The 15,157-nt window shown below is 57.4% G+C and carries 17 protein-coding genes and 2 pseudogenes; 8 read left to right on the forward strand and 11 right to left on the reverse strand.

Annotated features, from left to right (window positions below; genetic code table 11):
- Nucleotide 1: 1 nt before the first annotated feature.
- Nucleotides 2-1,390 (reverse strand): hypothetical protein, encoded by a 1,389-nt coding sequence (locus OS035_RS30430; protein WP_331814753.1) that lies wholly within the window; start codon nucleotides 1,388-1,390, stop codon nucleotides 2-4.
- Between the two features lie 9 nt (nucleotides 1,391-1,399).
- Complete coding sequence (locus OS035_RS30435; RefSeq protein ID WP_029875125.1) at nucleotides 1,400-1,693, reverse strand: hypothetical protein; 294 nt, start codon at nucleotides 1,691-1,693, stop codon at nucleotides 1,400-1,402.
- Nucleotides 1,694-2,107: 414 nt separating this feature from the next.
- On the opposite strand from OS035_RS30435, the gene OS035_RS30440 reads away from it, so the two are divergent.
- Nucleotides 2,108-2,449, forward strand: a complete 342-nt coding sequence (locus OS035_RS30440; protein ID WP_017969115.1) for a helix-turn-helix domain-containing protein — start codon at nucleotides 2,108-2,110, stop codon at nucleotides 2,447-2,449.
- Between the two features lie 32 nt (nucleotides 2,450-2,481).
- On the opposite strand, the gene OS035_RS30445 is transcribed toward OS035_RS30440, so the two are convergent.
- The 7 genes from OS035_RS30445 to OS035_RS30475 form a co-directional block, all read right to left on the reverse strand.
- Nucleotides 2,482-3,027 carry a hypothetical protein gene (locus OS035_RS30445; protein ID WP_033182403.1) on the reverse strand — a complete coding sequence of 182 codons (546 nt, stop codon included), beginning with the start codon at nucleotides 3,025-3,027 and terminating at the stop codon, nucleotides 2,482-2,484.
- A gap of 19 nt (nucleotides 3,028-3,046) precedes the next feature.
- Nucleotides 3,047-3,418 (reverse strand): hypothetical protein, encoded by a 372-nt coding sequence (locus tag OS035_RS30450; protein ID WP_331814764.1) that lies wholly within the window; start codon nucleotides 3,416-3,418, stop codon nucleotides 3,047-3,049.
- Between the two features lie 8 nt (nucleotides 3,419-3,426).
- On the reverse strand, nucleotides 3,427-3,741 hold the full coding sequence (locus OS035_RS30455; RefSeq protein WP_029875128.1) for a hypothetical protein: 315 nt from the start codon (nucleotides 3,739-3,741) through the stop codon (nucleotides 3,427-3,429).
- Between the two features lie 25 nt (nucleotides 3,742-3,766).
- Nucleotides 3,767-4,327: a thermonuclease family protein gene (locus OS035_RS30460; protein ID WP_331814767.1), complete on the reverse strand. Its 561-nt coding sequence runs from the start codon at nucleotides 4,325-4,327 to the stop codon at nucleotides 3,767-3,769.
- 32 nt (nucleotides 4,328-4,359) lie between these two features.
- Nucleotides 4,360-5,010, reverse strand: coding sequence for a thermonuclease family protein (locus tag OS035_RS30465; protein WP_331814770.1), 651 nt, complete (start codon nucleotides 5,008-5,010; stop codon nucleotides 4,360-4,362).
- A complete protein-coding gene (locus OS035_RS30470; protein WP_029875131.1) occupies nucleotides 5,010-5,681 on the reverse strand; it encodes a thermonuclease family protein in 672 nt (223 codons plus the stop codon). The genes OS035_RS30465 and OS035_RS30470 overlap by 1 nt, the downstream gene beginning before the upstream one ends.
- A 188-nt stretch (nucleotides 5,682-5,869) precedes the next feature.
- Entirely contained in the window at nucleotides 5,870-6,358 is a 489-nt protein-coding gene (locus OS035_RS30475; protein WP_331814774.1) for a hypothetical protein, read from the reverse strand.
- Between OS035_RS30475 and OS035_RS30480 the strand changes: the two genes are divergently transcribed.
- From OS035_RS30480 to OS035_RS30495, 4 genes are all read left to right on the forward strand, one after another.
- Nucleotides 6,348-7,097, forward strand: a complete 750-nt coding sequence (locus tag OS035_RS30480; RefSeq protein WP_025398135.1) for a ParA family protein — start codon at nucleotides 6,348-6,350, stop codon at nucleotides 7,095-7,097. The genes OS035_RS30475 and OS035_RS30480 overlap by 11 nt on opposite strands.
- 100 nt (nucleotides 7,098-7,197) lie before the next feature.
- Complete coding sequence (locus OS035_RS30485) at nucleotides 7,198-7,503, forward strand: hypothetical protein (RefSeq protein ID WP_245268488.1); 306 nt, start codon at nucleotides 7,198-7,200, stop codon at nucleotides 7,501-7,503.
- A gap of 3 nt (nucleotides 7,504-7,506) precedes the next feature.
- Nucleotides 7,507-7,899 (forward strand): hypothetical protein, encoded by a 393-nt coding sequence (locus OS035_RS30490; RefSeq protein WP_029875132.1) that lies wholly within the window; start codon nucleotides 7,507-7,509, stop codon nucleotides 7,897-7,899.
- Complete coding sequence (locus OS035_RS30495; RefSeq protein ID WP_331814780.1) at nucleotides 7,865-9,886, forward strand: relaxase/mobilization nuclease domain-containing protein; 2,022 nt, start codon at nucleotides 7,865-7,867, stop codon at nucleotides 9,884-9,886. Before OS035_RS30490 ends, OS035_RS30495 begins: the two co-directional genes overlap by 35 nt.
- Here OS035_RS30495 and OS035_RS30500 read toward each other — a convergent pair.
- Nucleotides 9,883-10,560, reverse strand: coding sequence for a hypothetical protein (locus OS035_RS30500; RefSeq protein WP_033182397.1), 678 nt, complete (start codon nucleotides 10,558-10,560; stop codon nucleotides 9,883-9,885). The genes OS035_RS30495 and OS035_RS30500 overlap by 4 nt on opposite strands.
- Nucleotides 10,561-10,894: 334 nt before the next feature.
- On the opposite strand from OS035_RS30500, the gene OS035_RS30505 reads away from it, so the two are divergent.
- Both OS035_RS30505 and OS035_RS30510 read left to right on the forward strand, forming a co-directional pair.
- Nucleotides 10,895-12,505: an RcgA family putative transporter gene (locus OS035_RS30505; RefSeq protein WP_331814782.1), complete on the forward strand. Its 1,611-nt coding sequence runs from the start codon at nucleotides 10,895-10,897 to the stop codon at nucleotides 12,503-12,505.
- Complete coding sequence (locus OS035_RS30510) at nucleotides 12,495-13,532, forward strand: RcgR family putative quorum lactone hydrolase (protein WP_331814784.1); 1,038 nt, start codon at nucleotides 12,495-12,497, stop codon at nucleotides 13,530-13,532. Before OS035_RS30505 ends, OS035_RS30510 begins: the two co-directional genes overlap by 11 nt.
- Nucleotides 13,533-13,822: 290 nt before the next feature.
- Here OS035_RS30510 and OS035_RS33635 read toward each other — a convergent pair.
- Nucleotides 13,823-14,371 (reverse strand): annotated as a pseudogene (locus OS035_RS33635) (ISAzo13-like element transposase-related protein); the annotation flags it as partial.
- 476 nt (nucleotides 14,372-14,847) lie between these two features.
- On the opposite strand from OS035_RS33635, the pseudogene OS035_RS30520 reads away from it, so the two are divergent.
- Nucleotides 14,848-15,157, forward strand: a pseudogene (locus OS035_RS30520) (Crp/Fnr family transcriptional regulator); the annotation flags it as partial.

Here is a 15,157-nt window from a genome sequence, read left to right on the forward strand (position 1 = left end):
CTCAACACAGGCTGCCGTCATCTGACGTCAGCGAAGTGTCGTGTTCAGACCGTCGAACTTGATCGATCAGCCAGTTTTGTAGCCGCTTGGCGGTGTCTGCGACCTGCGCCTCCGTTAGATCCTTGGGAAAAATGCCAAAGATCGGCCCGAGGTGCTTCATGCGAGGCAGGGTCTTTTCCTTCGCTTGCTGGTATTCCTCGGTCTCCATCCCAAAGGCTTCGATAATGAGATTCACCTGCCGGGATCCTCGATACGACGCCTCCAATATGAAGTCCGGCCTGCACAGCCCGGCGGGGGTTTCCAATGCGAATAGCGGCTTGGTGATCTTGATGCGAAGGTCCGGTACCGCGTCGAAAAGAGCTTGCTGCAGCCAGAACAACAGATGCGAAACATCTCTTTCGAATCCCGATTCCACCGGAAAGAGCGTGTCGCCGTTATAAACCGGCTGCGCATAGGCCTGGATCGCCCGCACGGGTCCCTCGTCATCGTCCTGAAAATCGACGTTCAGCAAGGTCAGGAACGGACCTCTGAGTGTGGGATCGCCACGCAATGGCTGGCGGACTTTACCGAGCACATCGATCTTTCTCAAGGACGATGCCGGCATGATCGCCTGCGCCGACACGGTTTTGACAAACAGCAACATAAAGCCGGTTCGCCGAAGGCTCTCCGGCCAGTCGGGACGAGAGGTCCAGAGCAATCGCTGCCAACGACTATCTGGATCCCAGTAATCCGCGGCCCATGTCGACATCAGCGCGTTGAGCGTCCAGGTCCGCAGCACCCTGAGCTCCCGCGCGGCGGAACGTATCCCTGAGAGCTGACCTCCTAGTGCAAGTTCGGGATTGTCCTGCAGCGCAGGGATAACATTCGTGCCTGCCGTGTCCAGCATCCGCCACAGGATGCTCGCAAGTCTGGAAGGACGGTCGTTTCGTTCCCTCGATCGGGTGGGATCATCCTCCGAGATATCAGCAAGACGGTTGGGAATGGCCGGAAGGGCGTCGATATAGCTGCGCTCGGATTTTGGCAGCGGGCGAATCTGATAGCGACGGTCGAACAGAGGCGGAGCAGCGTCCTTGTCCACATGGAACGGGCATGTCTGCGCATGGTTTGGACGCTCTTCATTTTGTTGGGGGTCCGCCTCCTTCGAGGTCAGTCGTCGCAGCGTAAATGTACGCTCCTGTTGGATCGGTGCGAGCAATGGCTGCAAGCCAGCGGCGAGGCAATCGCATTCAATCCAGCCGTCCATCACTTTGGCGCGTTTGATGACCGAAAGCGCAATAGCCTCATCTTCCTTGGATGCAGCGTTGCCATACCAGGCACGCAACGCGGTTGCCTCTCGGTCGGACAGGTCGGCAACTGGATGCGCTGGACTGTTGCGAACGACGATCCGCATGCCAGACCTTCAATAGCCGAGGAGCCAGAGCCGATAGCCGAGGTATCCCACACCGGCGGCGGCGCTTGCGGCGATGATCGTCTCTCCCCAAGCTCGGATGTTCCAAGCCCTGCCTTTGTCGATGCGCGAACCTTCGAGCACAGCCGAAAGGAAGGCATAGATCGGGATCATCATCGCGTAGCCCACCGTGAGACTGTCTCGGATTACGATGCAGGCGAGGAGGAAAACAAATCCGAAAACCAGGGTCGCCAAACATAGCCGCTGCAAGTCAAATCGGTAGCCACGCTTTTTAAGCGACGTCATCGAGTGCCTCCTTCGAACCCAGTCTCGAAAAATATAACTGCAGTATAAGTGGCGGGCAAGCTACGGCAAGGGGTTCGGATCTATGGAGGGAACTATCCATGAGGATTCGTGCCAATTGAAGACGGTGCCCCAACTACGGGGCTCAGTGACCCGAGGAGGCTCTGCCATCCTCTTGCAGGGCGTGATCGTCGCGGTGTAAGACGTGTAACAAAGTTGTGAATGCTTGGATGCAAGAGATAGGCAACAAAGGGTTTACGCTTGGTCATCATGGTCTCTAGCCGGCGTCAGGCATTGGATGAGCAGTAGAATACCAAACAAATCCCCGGCCAGCAGCTGTGGCAGTACCCTCTGTAGGCGGGATAATACGTTTGCTGGTCCCGTATCGAGCACATCTTCCGCCAGGGAAGGCGTTTCATGTCGCGTGTGAAAGACGATCAGTCCGGCAACGCAGTGGGCGTCTCGATGTTGAAGGCACTATCGTTTCAAGAAAGGCTGGCAATCGGCCTGCGCCGATTGAAGGCCGAGCGCGGCCTAACGAACAAGGATCTGGCCGAACAACTCGGCGTATCAGAGGCCTATATGTCGCAAGTGACCCGCTGCATGCGTGACGTCAAGCTGTCGACGCTCGACAAGATGCAGCGGGAGTGGAATGTCATTATCGAGGATTTGCTCAGAGTCACCGAAGACGATCTCTCTCTGATAGAAGCGTTGAAAGCCCGCCGTGGGAAGAAAAAAGCTCCCGAGACCGCGACCTGATTTTCTCCTTCATAGCGTGGGATCGGCCCGGACTAGTGATCGAGGTTAAACCAGAACCTTTCCTTCATGCCTTGGTCATTCGGGATATCAAAGAAATAGGGATCAGCGCGCCGCGGTCGCGGGGTGGCAACTTGCTGGATGCAGCCATCATGGCCGTTGCCGAAACTGCGCTCTATCGTCATACCTGACTGTCTCGTGTGGGCATTGCGCTCCATCGGTGATCGGCAGACATCGACTGTTTTGATGCACTGGTCGGGCTCGCCGCGCCAGCCACCGTCGCCTTGCGAGCTATAGCCGACCGTCGTTCCGGCCGGGCAATCCTCGTAGTTTTCCCGCCCCGGCTTGCCGGCCTTAGCCTCATGGCAAATCGGCCAGGAAAATCCCGGGTCCTTCATCGCGGCAATGAGCCTTGTCATAGGTGGAACGCAATAGGCAACGCCGTGCCATGACGGATTTTTTGATGCCGAACACAACAGAACCTGGCATCCCCACGAGGCGTCCTCGGCTTTTGCGCCGCCGACCGGGGTTCCAAGGGCTGTACCTATCAATGTTGCGACGAGAATCACCAACGGTCTCATAATTCGCCTCCGTTATCGACTACTGGATTTGCGCCCAGGCACCGTCGATCCTCGCAAAGGAAAGCACGCCCGGTTGCGCCGAGCCGGCAAAGGTGCCTGACGTTGTTGTGATGATGCCGGTACAGGTGACGCCAGGTATTGCCTCGCGCGGCTTGCACTCCGAGATCCTGATTGAAGGGCCTGACTTCGCGATTGCAGCACTTGCCTCTTCGTCACTCGGAGCGTCCACGGGCAACGGTTGCTGGGCCGACTCCTTCAGTCGGACGATCTCTTTTTCCAGGCCTGCGATATGACCGGTTCGCGCCAGCTCACTGATCGCATATCCCCCCGCTGTTCCAGCAAGGAGGGCGATGGCGGCAGCAATCACCCTGGTATCGGGACGCTTGGCCATCGGGAACCTCAATACCCCTCGATGCCCAGTCGCTTGAGGACAGCAACCGGATCGGTCTCGCAGACCTTCTTCCAGTCCGCATGCTTGGCGCAGGCGTAAGCGTATTGGCTAAGGTCTGCCGATGACAGGTCGGCAAGCCTGTTGCCAATTGCTTTCCATTGCTGCACGTCCGTCGGATCGCAGCCGGCGCCGCCCGCGCCGCAAAAGTCCGGATCACGCTGATCGGTCAGATTAGGAGTGGCGCTATCTTGCGCGCCGCTCGCGACCGGAGCGAGGACGAGCAGGATTGCCGCGGCAACGACGGAACAATAGATGCGGTTCATTCAATCTCCTTACACGTTTTTGAGTTTACCGAGCCGCTTGGGTAACAGGCAAAGGCAGGGGCAGGCCCGTCTCGGCTTCTGGTGATTGGCCGTCCGGCTTCTCTGCGGCCACAGTCGATGCGGTGTAAAGCCAAGGGGGAAGCAGGTCCGGTGACGACCAGACTCCAAAGCCCAGCCCCCTGGCTTTCCGCTCAATATCGAAATATGCAGGGACTTGTGGCTCGTTGCGGTAGTTGAATGCGTAACCGATACCCTCCGCAATTGCCGTTGCTGCCAGATTTATTTCGCCGACAAAGCAATGAGCGATCAGGATCTTGTTGGTGTCGCGGCCAATTGGCGCGCAGTTGACGTTCTGCCCAAGTGTCCGGAGGATCATCCAGGCACGCGAAACCTGACCGGCGGGCCACTCCACGCCATCGCTCGTTGCGGTCTGCTCAAGGCGAGGGGCTTCATACCCAGCCAGGCGGACGATCTGTCGGCTCTTGACGAATGCGAACGTGGTCGCGTCAACGACCTGAACCTTGCCGTAGATCTGACGCGGCACATCGGACGGGCGGCTTTGCGCAAGCAACGCCGTCGGGACCATTACGAGCCATAGTATCGAGGCAGCCGCAACTCTCATTGTTGTGCCCCCGCCTGTTGTTGGAGAACGGAAACCGGATGCGGTAGGTCCGAATAGGCCCAGAGTCCGGCGCGCGCCGAACGTGCAGATTCCTCCGCAGCCCGGTAACCTGGAACAATCAGTCGCCCCGCGCTGTCGACGGCGGCAAATCCCCAACCTTGGGCAATCATATAGGTTGCCAGGTCGTACCGATGCCGGCCTGTCGTCGTTTGGCATGCGACGACCGCGTTGTTCTGGTCGAGATTTTTGATGGTCGCGCAGACGGGCCTCGTGTCTCGGATCAACGCCTGCGCCATGACCAGATCGAGCTCTCCGCAATCCCGGACAACGCCGGCAGAGACGGTGACGTTGGTTCCCCGGAGACAGGCCTGCAGACCATAGAGGCGATAGCGTCGGCCGCCGGAGATCCAGGTGTCGCCCGTCTCGAATTGTGCCTCCGTCGGAAACGGAACGAATTCGGGTTGGACGCGACCAGCGTCAACGGCCGAGGGAATGTCGGTTTGCGATGCCTGAACAGGGACGACCGATGGCGAGAAATGCGGTTCGCGCGCGACATTGCCGTCGGCGAGCATCGGCATGATTGTCGTGGCAGCACAGACACCGGAAGCTGTGATCGTCGAAATGAACATAAGAAGCCCGATCCGCATCAATTGGTCGACGGATTGACCGGGTGGTAAGGATGGGTGAACTGGCCGTTTGCCCAGATTCCGGCCTGCTCACCGCGTGCGGTTTCCTCGGCTTGCAGGTATTCCGGGAAGACAGGCCGACCGGCGCGGTCACGGGCAGCGAACGCCAAGCCCTTGCGGATGAGCGCTTCGGAGAGCGATCGAACCGCGCCATTCTCGACGAAAAAACATTCAGCAAAACGCACGGTCGGTCTGCCGGGATTTTGCGCGAAAACGTGGCAAGGAAATGCGTCGCCGGCACCTGCCTTTGCCTCATCGAGCGTCGCAGTCATGCCGGCAAGCGAAATCATCGCACAGGTCGTCGGCATTCCGGCAAACTCCAGTGGCTCGGCCGAGAGGCAACCCTGGACGCCGGCTAGTTTGATCACGTCACCATCGGCGCCGAGAAAGGCGCTGCCGCTCAGCGCGGCCTTCGGGCTAACAGTTTGCAGATCAAGTCGGGACGCGATCGATGAGATGTCCAGCGGTATTTGTGGGCCAGGAATCAAATCCCGGCCCTCTGCGTAGGCGTTCTGATAATAGCCGACAAAATCCGAGACCGTGTCGGCCCGCGCGGCAGAGGGCAGGGCGATCAAGGCATTGAGAAGGGTGCAAAAGAGGAGGCGGTCGAACCGCCGAGCGCCATTGTTCATCCTCGCATCCGTCACCTGTTGACTGTTTCGAGCATGCACGAAATTATACTGCAGTGCAAGTCTGGAAAATGGCCTTGGATTGCAGTATGTGTTGTTGGACACTGGAAACGTGCAGATGGAGAAGGGTAATGTCCGCGGCAAGAAAGGCGCTCAGGGTTGTTGTCTTCCCGTTTCGGGCGGCATGGTTCTTAATATTGATCGCGAACTTTTTGGTCGTCTCGGCCGTCTGCCTTCTTGTCGCGTCCCTTCTTGCATACGGCGTTGCCCTGGCCTTTTCGTATGCCTTTCTGCCGGCAGAATGGACGCAAACGCTGTGGCGATGGGTGGTCGATCTTTATGTTCAGTCTTCCTGGTTCAAAGCTGCCACTATCGCTTTCTTCATATTCTTGCTCTTGCCCGTCCTCCGATTTTGGCTGGCGAGGGATCCGGTTGCGGATGTAGCCCGAGAACGCGAGATCACCAGGCTGAATGATGATCTGATTGCCGCGCGGCGGCAGGAACAGTTGCGAGCCAAATTTCGGGCCTAAAGGAGAGGCAGCTGGCACGTTTGCAGGGCGCCGGAGCCCACAACGTCCTTGTCTCCAAATTCTGAGGCTGTCGGCCGCCACTGCGATGGAAGATAGTTTGCAGCGGCGGTGACTTTTGTTGCAAAGGGCGAGGAATTCAATGGCAGCCAAACCACTTTCGCTTGCTATCTCGACGTTCAAAGGCGGTGCGGGAAAGTCGACGCTGAATGTCAATCTTGCAGCGGAATTCGCGCAACAGGGACACAGAACGCTGCTCATCGATTGCGATGAGCAGGAGTCGTCGACACGCTGGTACAATGTCTCGATGAAGCGCGGCTTGCTTCCGACCGACGGCACGTTGCTGCACCTGCGAGTGGCGCCCGGAGATCAGTTTCGGGACCGGTTGGCCGACGCGCCCGAGGCGGATATTCGGATCTATGACGTTGGCGGCTATGTCCATCAACGCGCGATCGAGGTCTATCACGAGTGCGACGCCGTTCTCATTCCGATTATTCCGGAACCGACCGCCGCGACGTCAGCGATCAAGGTCGCAACCATTTTGAAAGAGATATCCAAAAAACGGCCCCAGGGACCGATCCCTTACGCGGCGATCTGGAATTATGTCGACATGATCGCTCTCAAACATAACAGGTCGCTTCCGGAAGTCCATGCGATCCTGACGAGCGGCAGGATTCCCATGGTGGAGACCGTCATCCGCAAGAGCAATCATTTCAGCGATGTCGGGGCAGGCTTCGGCTCGCTCTATTCCAAGCTGGCCAGCATTGAGAACAACCCATCGTTGACCCCATCGGCCAAGCGCCGGGCAAGCGAGAGCGTGCTCGATGCGATCGATCTCGTCAAGAAGATCAACAACGAATTCATCGGCCTCCTGCAGGCGGAGGCGGCTTAGAGAGATGGCGGGGGAAAGAACACCGGCCGGCAACATTCTAGCCCTTGCCCGATCGAGAGAGGATCAGGCCAAGGAGGTGGAGGAAACTGCAACCTCCTATATGCCGACCAATATCGACCTTGAAATGCTAATGCCCGATGAGGCTCCTGAAGAGCAGGATGAGCGCGTCACGCCGAGCGTCAGTTCACCGGAAATACGCACTCCGGACAAAAAACGACGCCGTGAGCGACTGGCCTCCAAGGGCGCCACAGCGGCAGGCGAAGCCACGAAACGCAAGCGTATCTCGCTATATCTCGATGACGACGTGCTGACGAAGATCTTCCAAGTTTCGTTGGAGCGTCACGAGCAACTGTCCTCCGCGACGCACCGGCTGATTGTCGAGGCTCTGAAGGCGAGGGGGCTGTAGTCGATGCGCGAACCGGCCATCATGTTCCGGCTGCCTGCTCAGGTCTTAATCAACCTCGACGCCCTTGCCCGCAGGCTCGATGTCTCCGTCAACATCGTCGCCAAGCTCATTGTCACCAGGGAGATCATGCACATTCCGGCGATGCTCGAGGAGCACGACCGGCAGCTGGCAAACATGCACCAGTTTTTACGAGATCTCGCCTTCCGGAACGAGGAGTTCCTCTCGGAGGAGAGTGTGCATGCCGAAAGTACCAAAGCGATCGCGCATCAGCTCGAAGAAGTCATGAGCGCTCTTGATGCCATCCGCGACGCTGCCTTCATCCGGCCGTCCACATTTATCGCCGATCTGATCAGGAGCCACGATGAACGACCTGTCCAGAAGTCGCTCCGCATCTAAACCCGGAAGTCGTCGGCTGCCGAGCTATTTCGATCTCATCGAAGACGAGCTGCGGCGCCGCGGGGGCGGTGGCGGTGGATCGGCGAAGCGGTCGACGTTTACGAATTCCGGCTTGCCCTCCGCCAAGCATCCCGGAGCTGCTTCGGCGTTCAGCCGTGCGGCCGGCAACAATGCGGTCGTCGTCAAGGTCTTGTCTTACGGGGCCGGCGCGAGTTCGGCCCGCAACGTCCTCGCCTACCAAAGCAAGGAAGAGAAAGCGCGCGACCAGGACGGTCGCGAGGTCACCGATCTCAGTGCCGCCGTCCGGTCCTGGGAGAGGGAGTTTGGCAACCGGAAAGGCAGCCAGGACATTCTCCGTCTGACCTACGAGCTTGAAAAAGCCAACCGCGAGCACTTAGGGCGCGCTCTCGCTTCGCTGGCGGAGGATGGGTTCCGTCAGCCGGGCGACGGCGATCGAACCTATGCCTTCAGCGTCAGCGAGGGTGTGAAGGGGCAGACCCGTCTGCAATTTGCTCTGGTAATTGCACACGAGAAGAAGGACAGGTCGGATCGAAGCAGCGCCAATCGTATTCCTGCAGAAATCGATGATGTCCGCGCGATCGATGAGCGACTCGACAAGGTATTGCGCGGCGCCGGTATTACTCCGGTTTCGCGCTATCCCGCTGAATTCTCCTCCGGGCCCAAAGGCCTGACCGCCACCCTACATGCGATGCAACGGGCAGGGGCGGAGGTAACGCTGTCGACGAAAACACACCTTAGAGACCGCCCTGGCAAGAGCGGCCGTTACGAGCGCGGCGGAGAACGGCGCGAAGTCACGACCAAAGACCACAAGGAATTGACGGCCGAGGGCAAGGTCGTCGGTGCTCTCATGCAGACCCGCCAGCCGCGGGACTTCATGCACCTGTTGCTCTCGGGGCCGGCCAACGTTGATCGCGACCGGTTCATCCTGGCGGGCCGAGATTTCCTGAGGGAGCAGTTTGAGGGCCACCGCTACTCCTATGCCGTCCATAATCGCAATGATCTTGAACAGCATCCGCACCTGCATGTCATCGTTGCGCTGCGCAACGCGAGCGGAAAGATGCTCAACCCCAATATCCGCGACTTCGCCGAATGGCGGGTCCGTTTTGCTGACAAGGCGCGGGAGCGCGGCATCCCGATCGATCGGCAGAAGCGCCTCGAACGTGCTGGCCCGCCGCCCGTCAAACGATGGGAGTGGGAAATGTTTCGCCGGATGGGAGCAACGGCGCCGTCGAACGTCGTCGAAAAGGTAATGTCCAAGCTCCGCGACACGCCGACGGCGCCGAAGCGTGAGGAGGCCAGGACGCGGTTCGACCAGAGCCGGCGTTCGGTCGGGCACGTCATTCGCATGCTGGATGGTATTGCCAAGGACCGCGGTGCACCGAGCACCGCACGAGAACTCAGCCAGGATCTGTCCATCGGGCTTCGGCGCGAATATGGGCGGCTTAAAACAGCGGTCCGCGAAGGCCGTGATCCCACACGAGAGAAAGGCGAGGACCACATGCTGCGATCCACACCCATTAGTGCCGCGCAAGCAAAGGCGGCGAAGGAAACGCTGGCGAACACCGCGCTCACGGTTGCCGCGAAGATTGCCAATCCATCTGATCGGCTAATCTTCGAGCAGGCGACGAAGATCATCGGCAAAGTCGTCGGGCTGCAGCTCGACTCACGCGTTGACAAGAATCGAGAGCGAACGGAGTCTGGCAGGGATAAGCGGAGTTCGGACAGCCTCGAAACCAAGTCGGGTGCCGGTCGCGATCATATTGCGGAGCAGGGCGTGGTTAATAGGAGTTCGAACAACCGTTCTCTCGACGCATCGCGCATCGCCCGGTCTAATGCGGAGCATGACGCGCCGGAAACAGATCGTTCGAATCGGGAGCGCCCGAAACCCCGGCAGCAGGATCGCGACATACCAAAATCGATCAAGCTTCGCCCGCCTCAGGAGAAGGACAGGGACCGCACCCGCTAACCCTGCGAACCGCGCTGTTGGACACAGTTAAGCTCTCCAGCGATGGACCAGCCCAACGTCGCCTGGATCTCGGCGCGGAGTCGCTGGACCTCCGTGGCTTCAGGCGAAGACAAATTGGGGGCATGCTTTCGGGCCCAACTCTGAGCGGTTCCCTCGCTTCGGTTGCTGAAGTAGTCGATTACCGAGACACCCGCATCGTTGGCAGCGAGGCTACCAGCGGTCGAGCTGCCGATGAATACGGTTTCCTTCTTGCCGATCCCATACCGCTCCATAACTTGGAAGATCGCTCCGGCGCCAGCCTCCTGTTGCCGATCCGCCTCGCGCTGAAGGCCGGTTCCGCTTGCATGTGGGACATCACTCCATGTCACCCAGAAATCCGGCAGGGCACATCTGATGCTCAGTAATGCGTCAAGCAGTTCGGTCAGGGTTGCGAATTCTGATCCTCCATAGGCATCCGCGTCCATTCCACGCTCGTCCGAAATAAAGCCGAAACGAGCATCGAGGTGTCGCAGATGCCTTAACATTTCAACGAATTCTTCGTTGATATCTCCGAGCATGTAATCCCCGGAGGGACTAGTCTTTCTCAGGAGGGTGCCATCTCTCTCGAAAATGACGAGGCCGTTTGAACCGATACTCCTAAAGATCCTGTCTGCATATTTTGCATGATTATTCATTGGCTAAATTCCAAACCTTGAAGCCAGCTTCGCCATCACACGACTTCGAAATGATGCGCAGCTTCCTCTTGGGACAAGTCGGTCGCGATTGTCGTCATTACCCGGTTATGGGATGGGAAACGGTGAGGTATCTCCGGCGTTCGTACAAGCGAGCGGCAAAATGGCTTCCTCCTCTCACTCGCCGCTCATCTGTTCTGAAATCAACATCCCAACTTCAAAGTTTTGCTCCTGATAGTAGAATCGCTATGGAGTTGCGTGTAGTTGCGATACCCGTTAATCGGGCACAGACGCACGAAATATACCGAAACCAAACGAAACCAGAGCCGGTAAGCCATTGCCAAAGAATGGAAAGTTATTTCTCTCTCCGCCGAAGGACGGAAGTGATTTCAAAGAACTCTTCAAACAATTGACCGCGGCGGGAGCGGGCCGGCCGTTGGGAAGTGATGGCTTTCCCGCAGGCCCATGGACGCCCGAACTTCTCGCTGAGGCGATTTCACAGATCGATTCCAACCGGACTGGGGTCGATCTGCGAACGGTCCAGCTTTGGTTTCAAGAAAATGAGAAGGGTATCAGCACGACCAATATTCGTTGGCTGGCGAGAGTCTTCGGGTGTGATGATCCGGTAGCAACAAGCGAATGGCAAATGGAGCTAAGTGCGGCGCAATCTCGCTTGACGGCGAAGAGGCGAGGTTTGAAGAAAGCGGGAAGCAGCCCTGCGGCAGAGGTTCCAAATCTGGCATTGAATGTCGTCGATGAGGAGATGGAGTCGCCGGGGAAGCTGGAAAGGGATACTGAGGCTAATCAGCCGAGCCGACGTTTTAATTTGGCGAGGAGGTCGGAGGCGCTATTTAGCCGCGGATCTACCTTAGATCTACCTGCGTCGGTGTTTGCGGGTGCCACCGCCCTTGGGTTTCTCTCGTATATTGTGGGGATCCACAACGCGACTTACAATCGGGCGGATGGTCTCGTCAAACAGGTAGGTTTCCTCTGGGCACCCAATTGGACGTTCCTCTTTATGGTGTTCTTGCCACTGTTTTTTGCGTTCGTCATAGAGTTGCTGTTGTTTTGGAAGAATGAAGGGCGCTTACGGATTGTCGCGGCGGGCAATCGTGTGGAAAGCGACGACGCTTGGGCCCGCAACGTAGATGCTTCTTCGTATACATATTGGGCGGTCTTTATAGTCTGCGTGTTGTTCGCCGGTCTGTTTCAGTGGATCGGTGTGTGCTTGATCCCGTTGGTAAAAGGCGGTGGCAACTATGCGATAGATTGGGGCAAGTTAGCGCTCGTGCGGCCCGAAGTCATATCGGTGCCGATGGAGATTGTATTCACGGCGTTCGCTTATCTCTACATGTGCTTGTGCTTCTATCTCTTCTTCGTAGGTCTCATTTTGCTTCATACGATGATTAATGACCTTTGGAAAATCGGAGGAGCATCGAGGAGCCGGCCGCGAATTGATTATCAATACCATGTCCATGAAATCGGCTTACGGGTGATGCGCGGAATTTTTCGGTGCACTGTTTTAGGTCTTCTGATCGCCGTATGCATGAAGGCCCAAAGCTCCTACTTGGCGTCGAATGGAAAGAACATCGTGGCTTGGCTGCTTGCCGATATGTCGTCAGCTTTGTATGAGGGCAAAGACATGGGCAAAGGATTCAGCTACAGGATGCCGACCCACTACAGCAGCCTTCTTATCGCTATCTCGACGATTATCGTTTTTCTTTACGGTTCTATCCGTCTAGGTGCCGGAAGCCGATTTCATTTTCCCATGTGGAAGATGTCAGCGGCAGTAGGGTTACTTTTTACCAGCTACCTGCTGATCGACGCATTTACAGGCTTTTCGATCCTTCTGTGCCTTGCAGTGCTGCTCGCGATGTACGGCCTCATTGATCCAGAGCTTGGGCGATGGAGAGCGAGCGACTGGGGAAGCAATCAGAATGTATCATAGTTGGCTTGATCGTTGGGATGAGCGGCGGGCAAGGCGCGGTGAGGAATCCAAGGAAATAAGCGATTTCGTCCTTGATGCCAACCTCGCCTTCCCACGCGCCAAGAACATAGGAAGTATCGGCGAGTTTTGTGTCCTCGCGGACCAGGCCGCGGCTGATCCAGCCTTTTTCGATGAACCGAGCGGGGACGATCAGCATTTTCAACGGCAAGACGGGTGGATCAAATTTCCGTCGGACATGTCCACTGACATCGAAGAGAACAATGTAGTCTGGGCAAAAATCACAGAAAGCGGGTCCTTCGAGCAGGCGTTGATGATTTTTCATCACTGGAATGCAAGTGCACGCAATCGTCAGATCGCCAACTTTTTCTCACAGCGTGGAATCACGGTTGTCGAGATCGCTATGCCTTATCATTTCGAGCGCAGCCGCTCCGGGTCCGTGCACGCCGATTTTATGCTTAGCCCTAATCTCGGTCGAACCATCCAGTCTGTACGGCAGGCGGTATGGGACGGGCGAAAACTCATTCGTTGGTTGAAAAGCGAAGGCTATCGAGAGATTTCTGTTCTTGGTATGAGCTTAGGTTCCTGGGTCGCAGGCTTAATCGCTGCGCACGACTTGGCTGTGTCAAAAGCCTCGTTGTTTCTTACAGCGGGAAGTCTCGCGGATATGGTTTGGACAGGGCGCGCGACACGGTCGATACGTGAAAGCCTTGAACCCGTTATTGAGCTGATCGATCTCAGAAGGGCGTGGGGTCCGCTTAATCTAGAGAATTACGCGCACAATTTGGCAAGACCCGATCTCGAACTTCACGTTGTGTTGGCTAAGAGGGACAAGGTTGTTCTGCCAGAGATATCACAGGGGTTCATGCAGATGCTGAAGGCCGCCGGAGCTCGGCCAAACATTTTGGAATTAAACTGTGGTCACTATTCGCTCGGCATGCCGCCTTACATTTTGTTGGCTGGTTTGAGCCTGAAACGGTTTCTGTCGTTCCGCCAGGCTCAGGGCTCAGTGAACAAACCCAGAAGATGACCGTTGTTGCGATCCAGATTTCCGAGAAGAGGATTTCCACACGATACTGACCTCGCTCGGTTCCATGCGGAAATCAACAATGTTGGGGGGCCGGCGCTCTTTCCTATCAACAAGGGGTACCGGTGGGGACGGTGCGGTGTTCGTTCCGACAGTCGGCTCGCGGGAGAGGCATGACTATGGCGTGATGGTATAACGTATCGCATAGGCATATTTGTGGAACTTTGCTGAGGATCGCAACTCATCAGAGCGGGCACATCGCCACTTTGACATCTCGTGAAAGTTCCGCGGACTTAGGACAGTTCTGTATGGTTCCAATCTGGATGGAAAGCGTCATCGGTGATGTGGAGTTTTGCGATCTGGGCATTGGAGACCTTGACCCCTTTGTGGTAGGTGCGGGTGTCAGGGCCTATTCGGCCTTGAGGCCGGTCTTTGCCGTGGTGGCACCGATCAGTTCGACCGCGGCCAAGCGATTTCGAGCCGGCGACACCGCCGGTTCTGAGTAATATGGCCGAACAGACGGTGCTCGATCTTGTTTCACTTCGAGGTACGGGCGGATAATGGGTGGACGTGAAGGATCAAGGCGGTCTCGTCTCACACTTTCGGCAATTCCAACTTCGGGAGCCTGACGCGCGCGCGGTTTGAGCCGCCGCAATCGGCCGTGACGGTCTGTTCACGTACCTTGGGATAGAGCGCTCTCGTCCCATGCGATTGAGCCAGCACCGGATCGACTGAACGGCGAACATCTTGACGCGGGTCGGCGTACATTTCGGGCGATAGTCGTTGCCGACATTCTTGTAGTTGCCCACCAGTTCCTTGTTCTTGGTGTCGGCGAACGTCACCGTCCTTGGTCAGATCGCCGAAGCCCAACTGTTGACCCGGCCAAGCTTATGACGAAATCACGATATCCGGCAAGTCCCGACACAACGTCAATTGGGTTCGGACCGCACCAGCTACGCGTACCGAGTTGTCAACGGAAACCAGCTAGAGAATATAAGGCGACCCAGCTGAAGGAACCCGAAATGCCTTTCGACCTCAAACGTTCGCCCGTTGCGAGCGACCATCGTGCAATTTGGAAAATGCTCGTGCGCAAAGACGTCCACGGCCTCGCGTCGAGGCAGCCGCTTCCAACAAGCCATGGCAGGGAAACTTTGATCTGGATCAAAGCGCGGTCCCGGCGAAATTGATAATCATCAAGCCGTGCCGGAGAAACAGGATAGCCGAACCCGCAATCGCGGCGTAATCGTCTAGGGTATGGCCAGCATGCCCGGCATGCGCAGCTACGCCCGGCACATGTGGGTTTCGAAGGGATCAGGATATGGACGTCGCACATAGTGGGGTTCTCGAGGTTGGCATCCCCGTCGCCTGCCGTTCCTGCCAGGCGCGGCACGGCGTCGTCTGCGGCGTACTGTCGAGCGGTCAGTTGAAGGACCTTGGCCGCCACTCACTGCGCCGCAAGGTCGATGCTGGCTGCGAGATCATCGCACAAGGGTCGGAAAGCTCTTTCTATTCGAACATCATGCGCGGGGTCGTGAAGCTCTGCAAGGTGATGCCGGACGGGCGCCAGCAGATCGTCGGTCTGCAATTCGCTCCCGATTTCGTCGGCAGGCCTTACGTGCGCGAAAGCA

The sequence above is a fragment of the Rhizobium sp. 268 genome, assembly GCF_036571585.1.
Taxonomy (GTDB): Bacteria; Pseudomonadota; Alphaproteobacteria; order Rhizobiales; family Rhizobiaceae; genus Rhizobium; species Rhizobium redzepovicii.

Coding starts and splice junctions, on each gene's coding strand:
- OS035_RS30465 (WP_331814770.1), bottom strand. CDS start 5,010: ATGCGGATCGGGCTTCTTATGTTCATTTCGACGATCACAGCTTCCGGT.
- OS035_RS30440 (WP_017969115.1), top strand. CDS start 2,108: ATGTCGCGTGTGAAAGACGATCAGTCCGGCAACGCAGTGGGCGTCTCG.
- OS035_RS30450 (WP_331814764.1), bottom strand. CDS start 3,418: ATGGCCAAGCGTCCCGATACCAGGGTGATTGCTGCCGCCATCGCCCTC.
- OS035_RS30435 (WP_029875125.1), bottom strand. CDS start 1,693: ATGACGTCGCTTAAAAAGCGTGGCTACCGATTTGACTTGCAGCGGCTA.
- OS035_RS30495 (WP_331814780.1), top strand. CDS start 7,865: ATGAACGACCTGTCCAGAAGTCGCTCCGCATCTAAACCCGGAAGTCGT.
- OS035_RS30455 (WP_029875128.1), bottom strand. CDS start 3,741: ATGAACCGCATCTATTGTTCCGTCGTTGCCGCGGCAATCCTGCTCGTC.
- OS035_RS30485 (WP_245268488.1), top strand. CDS start 7,198: ATGCCGACCAATATCGACCTTGAAATGCTAATGCCCGATGAGGCTCCT.
- OS035_RS30500 (WP_033182397.1), bottom strand. CDS start 10,560: ATGAATAATCATGCAAAATATGCAGACAGGATCTTTAGGAGTATCGGT.
- OS035_RS30460 (WP_331814767.1), bottom strand. CDS start 4,327: ATGGTCCCGACGGCGTTGCTTGCGCAAAGCCGCCCGTCCGATGTGCCG.
- OS035_RS30445 (WP_033182403.1), bottom strand. CDS start 3,027: ATGAGACCGTTGGTGATTCTCGTCGCAACATTGATAGGTACAGCCCTT.
- OS035_RS30490 (WP_029875132.1), top strand. CDS start 7,507: ATGCGCGAACCGGCCATCATGTTCCGGCTGCCTGCTCAGGTCTTAATC.
- OS035_RS30430 (WP_331814753.1), bottom strand. CDS start 1,390: ATGCGGATCGTCGTTCGCAACAGTCCAGCGCATCCAGTTGCCGACCTG.
- OS035_RS30470 (WP_029875131.1), bottom strand. CDS start 5,681: ATGAACAATGGCGCTCGGCGGTTCGACCGCCTCCTCTTTTGCACCCTT.
- OS035_RS30480 (WP_025398135.1), top strand. CDS start 6,348: ATGGCAGCCAAACCACTTTCGCTTGCTATCTCGACGTTCAAAGGCGGT.
- OS035_RS30510 (WP_331814784.1), top strand. CDS start 12,495: ATGTATCATAGTTGGCTTGATCGTTGGGATGAGCGGCGGGCAAGGCGC.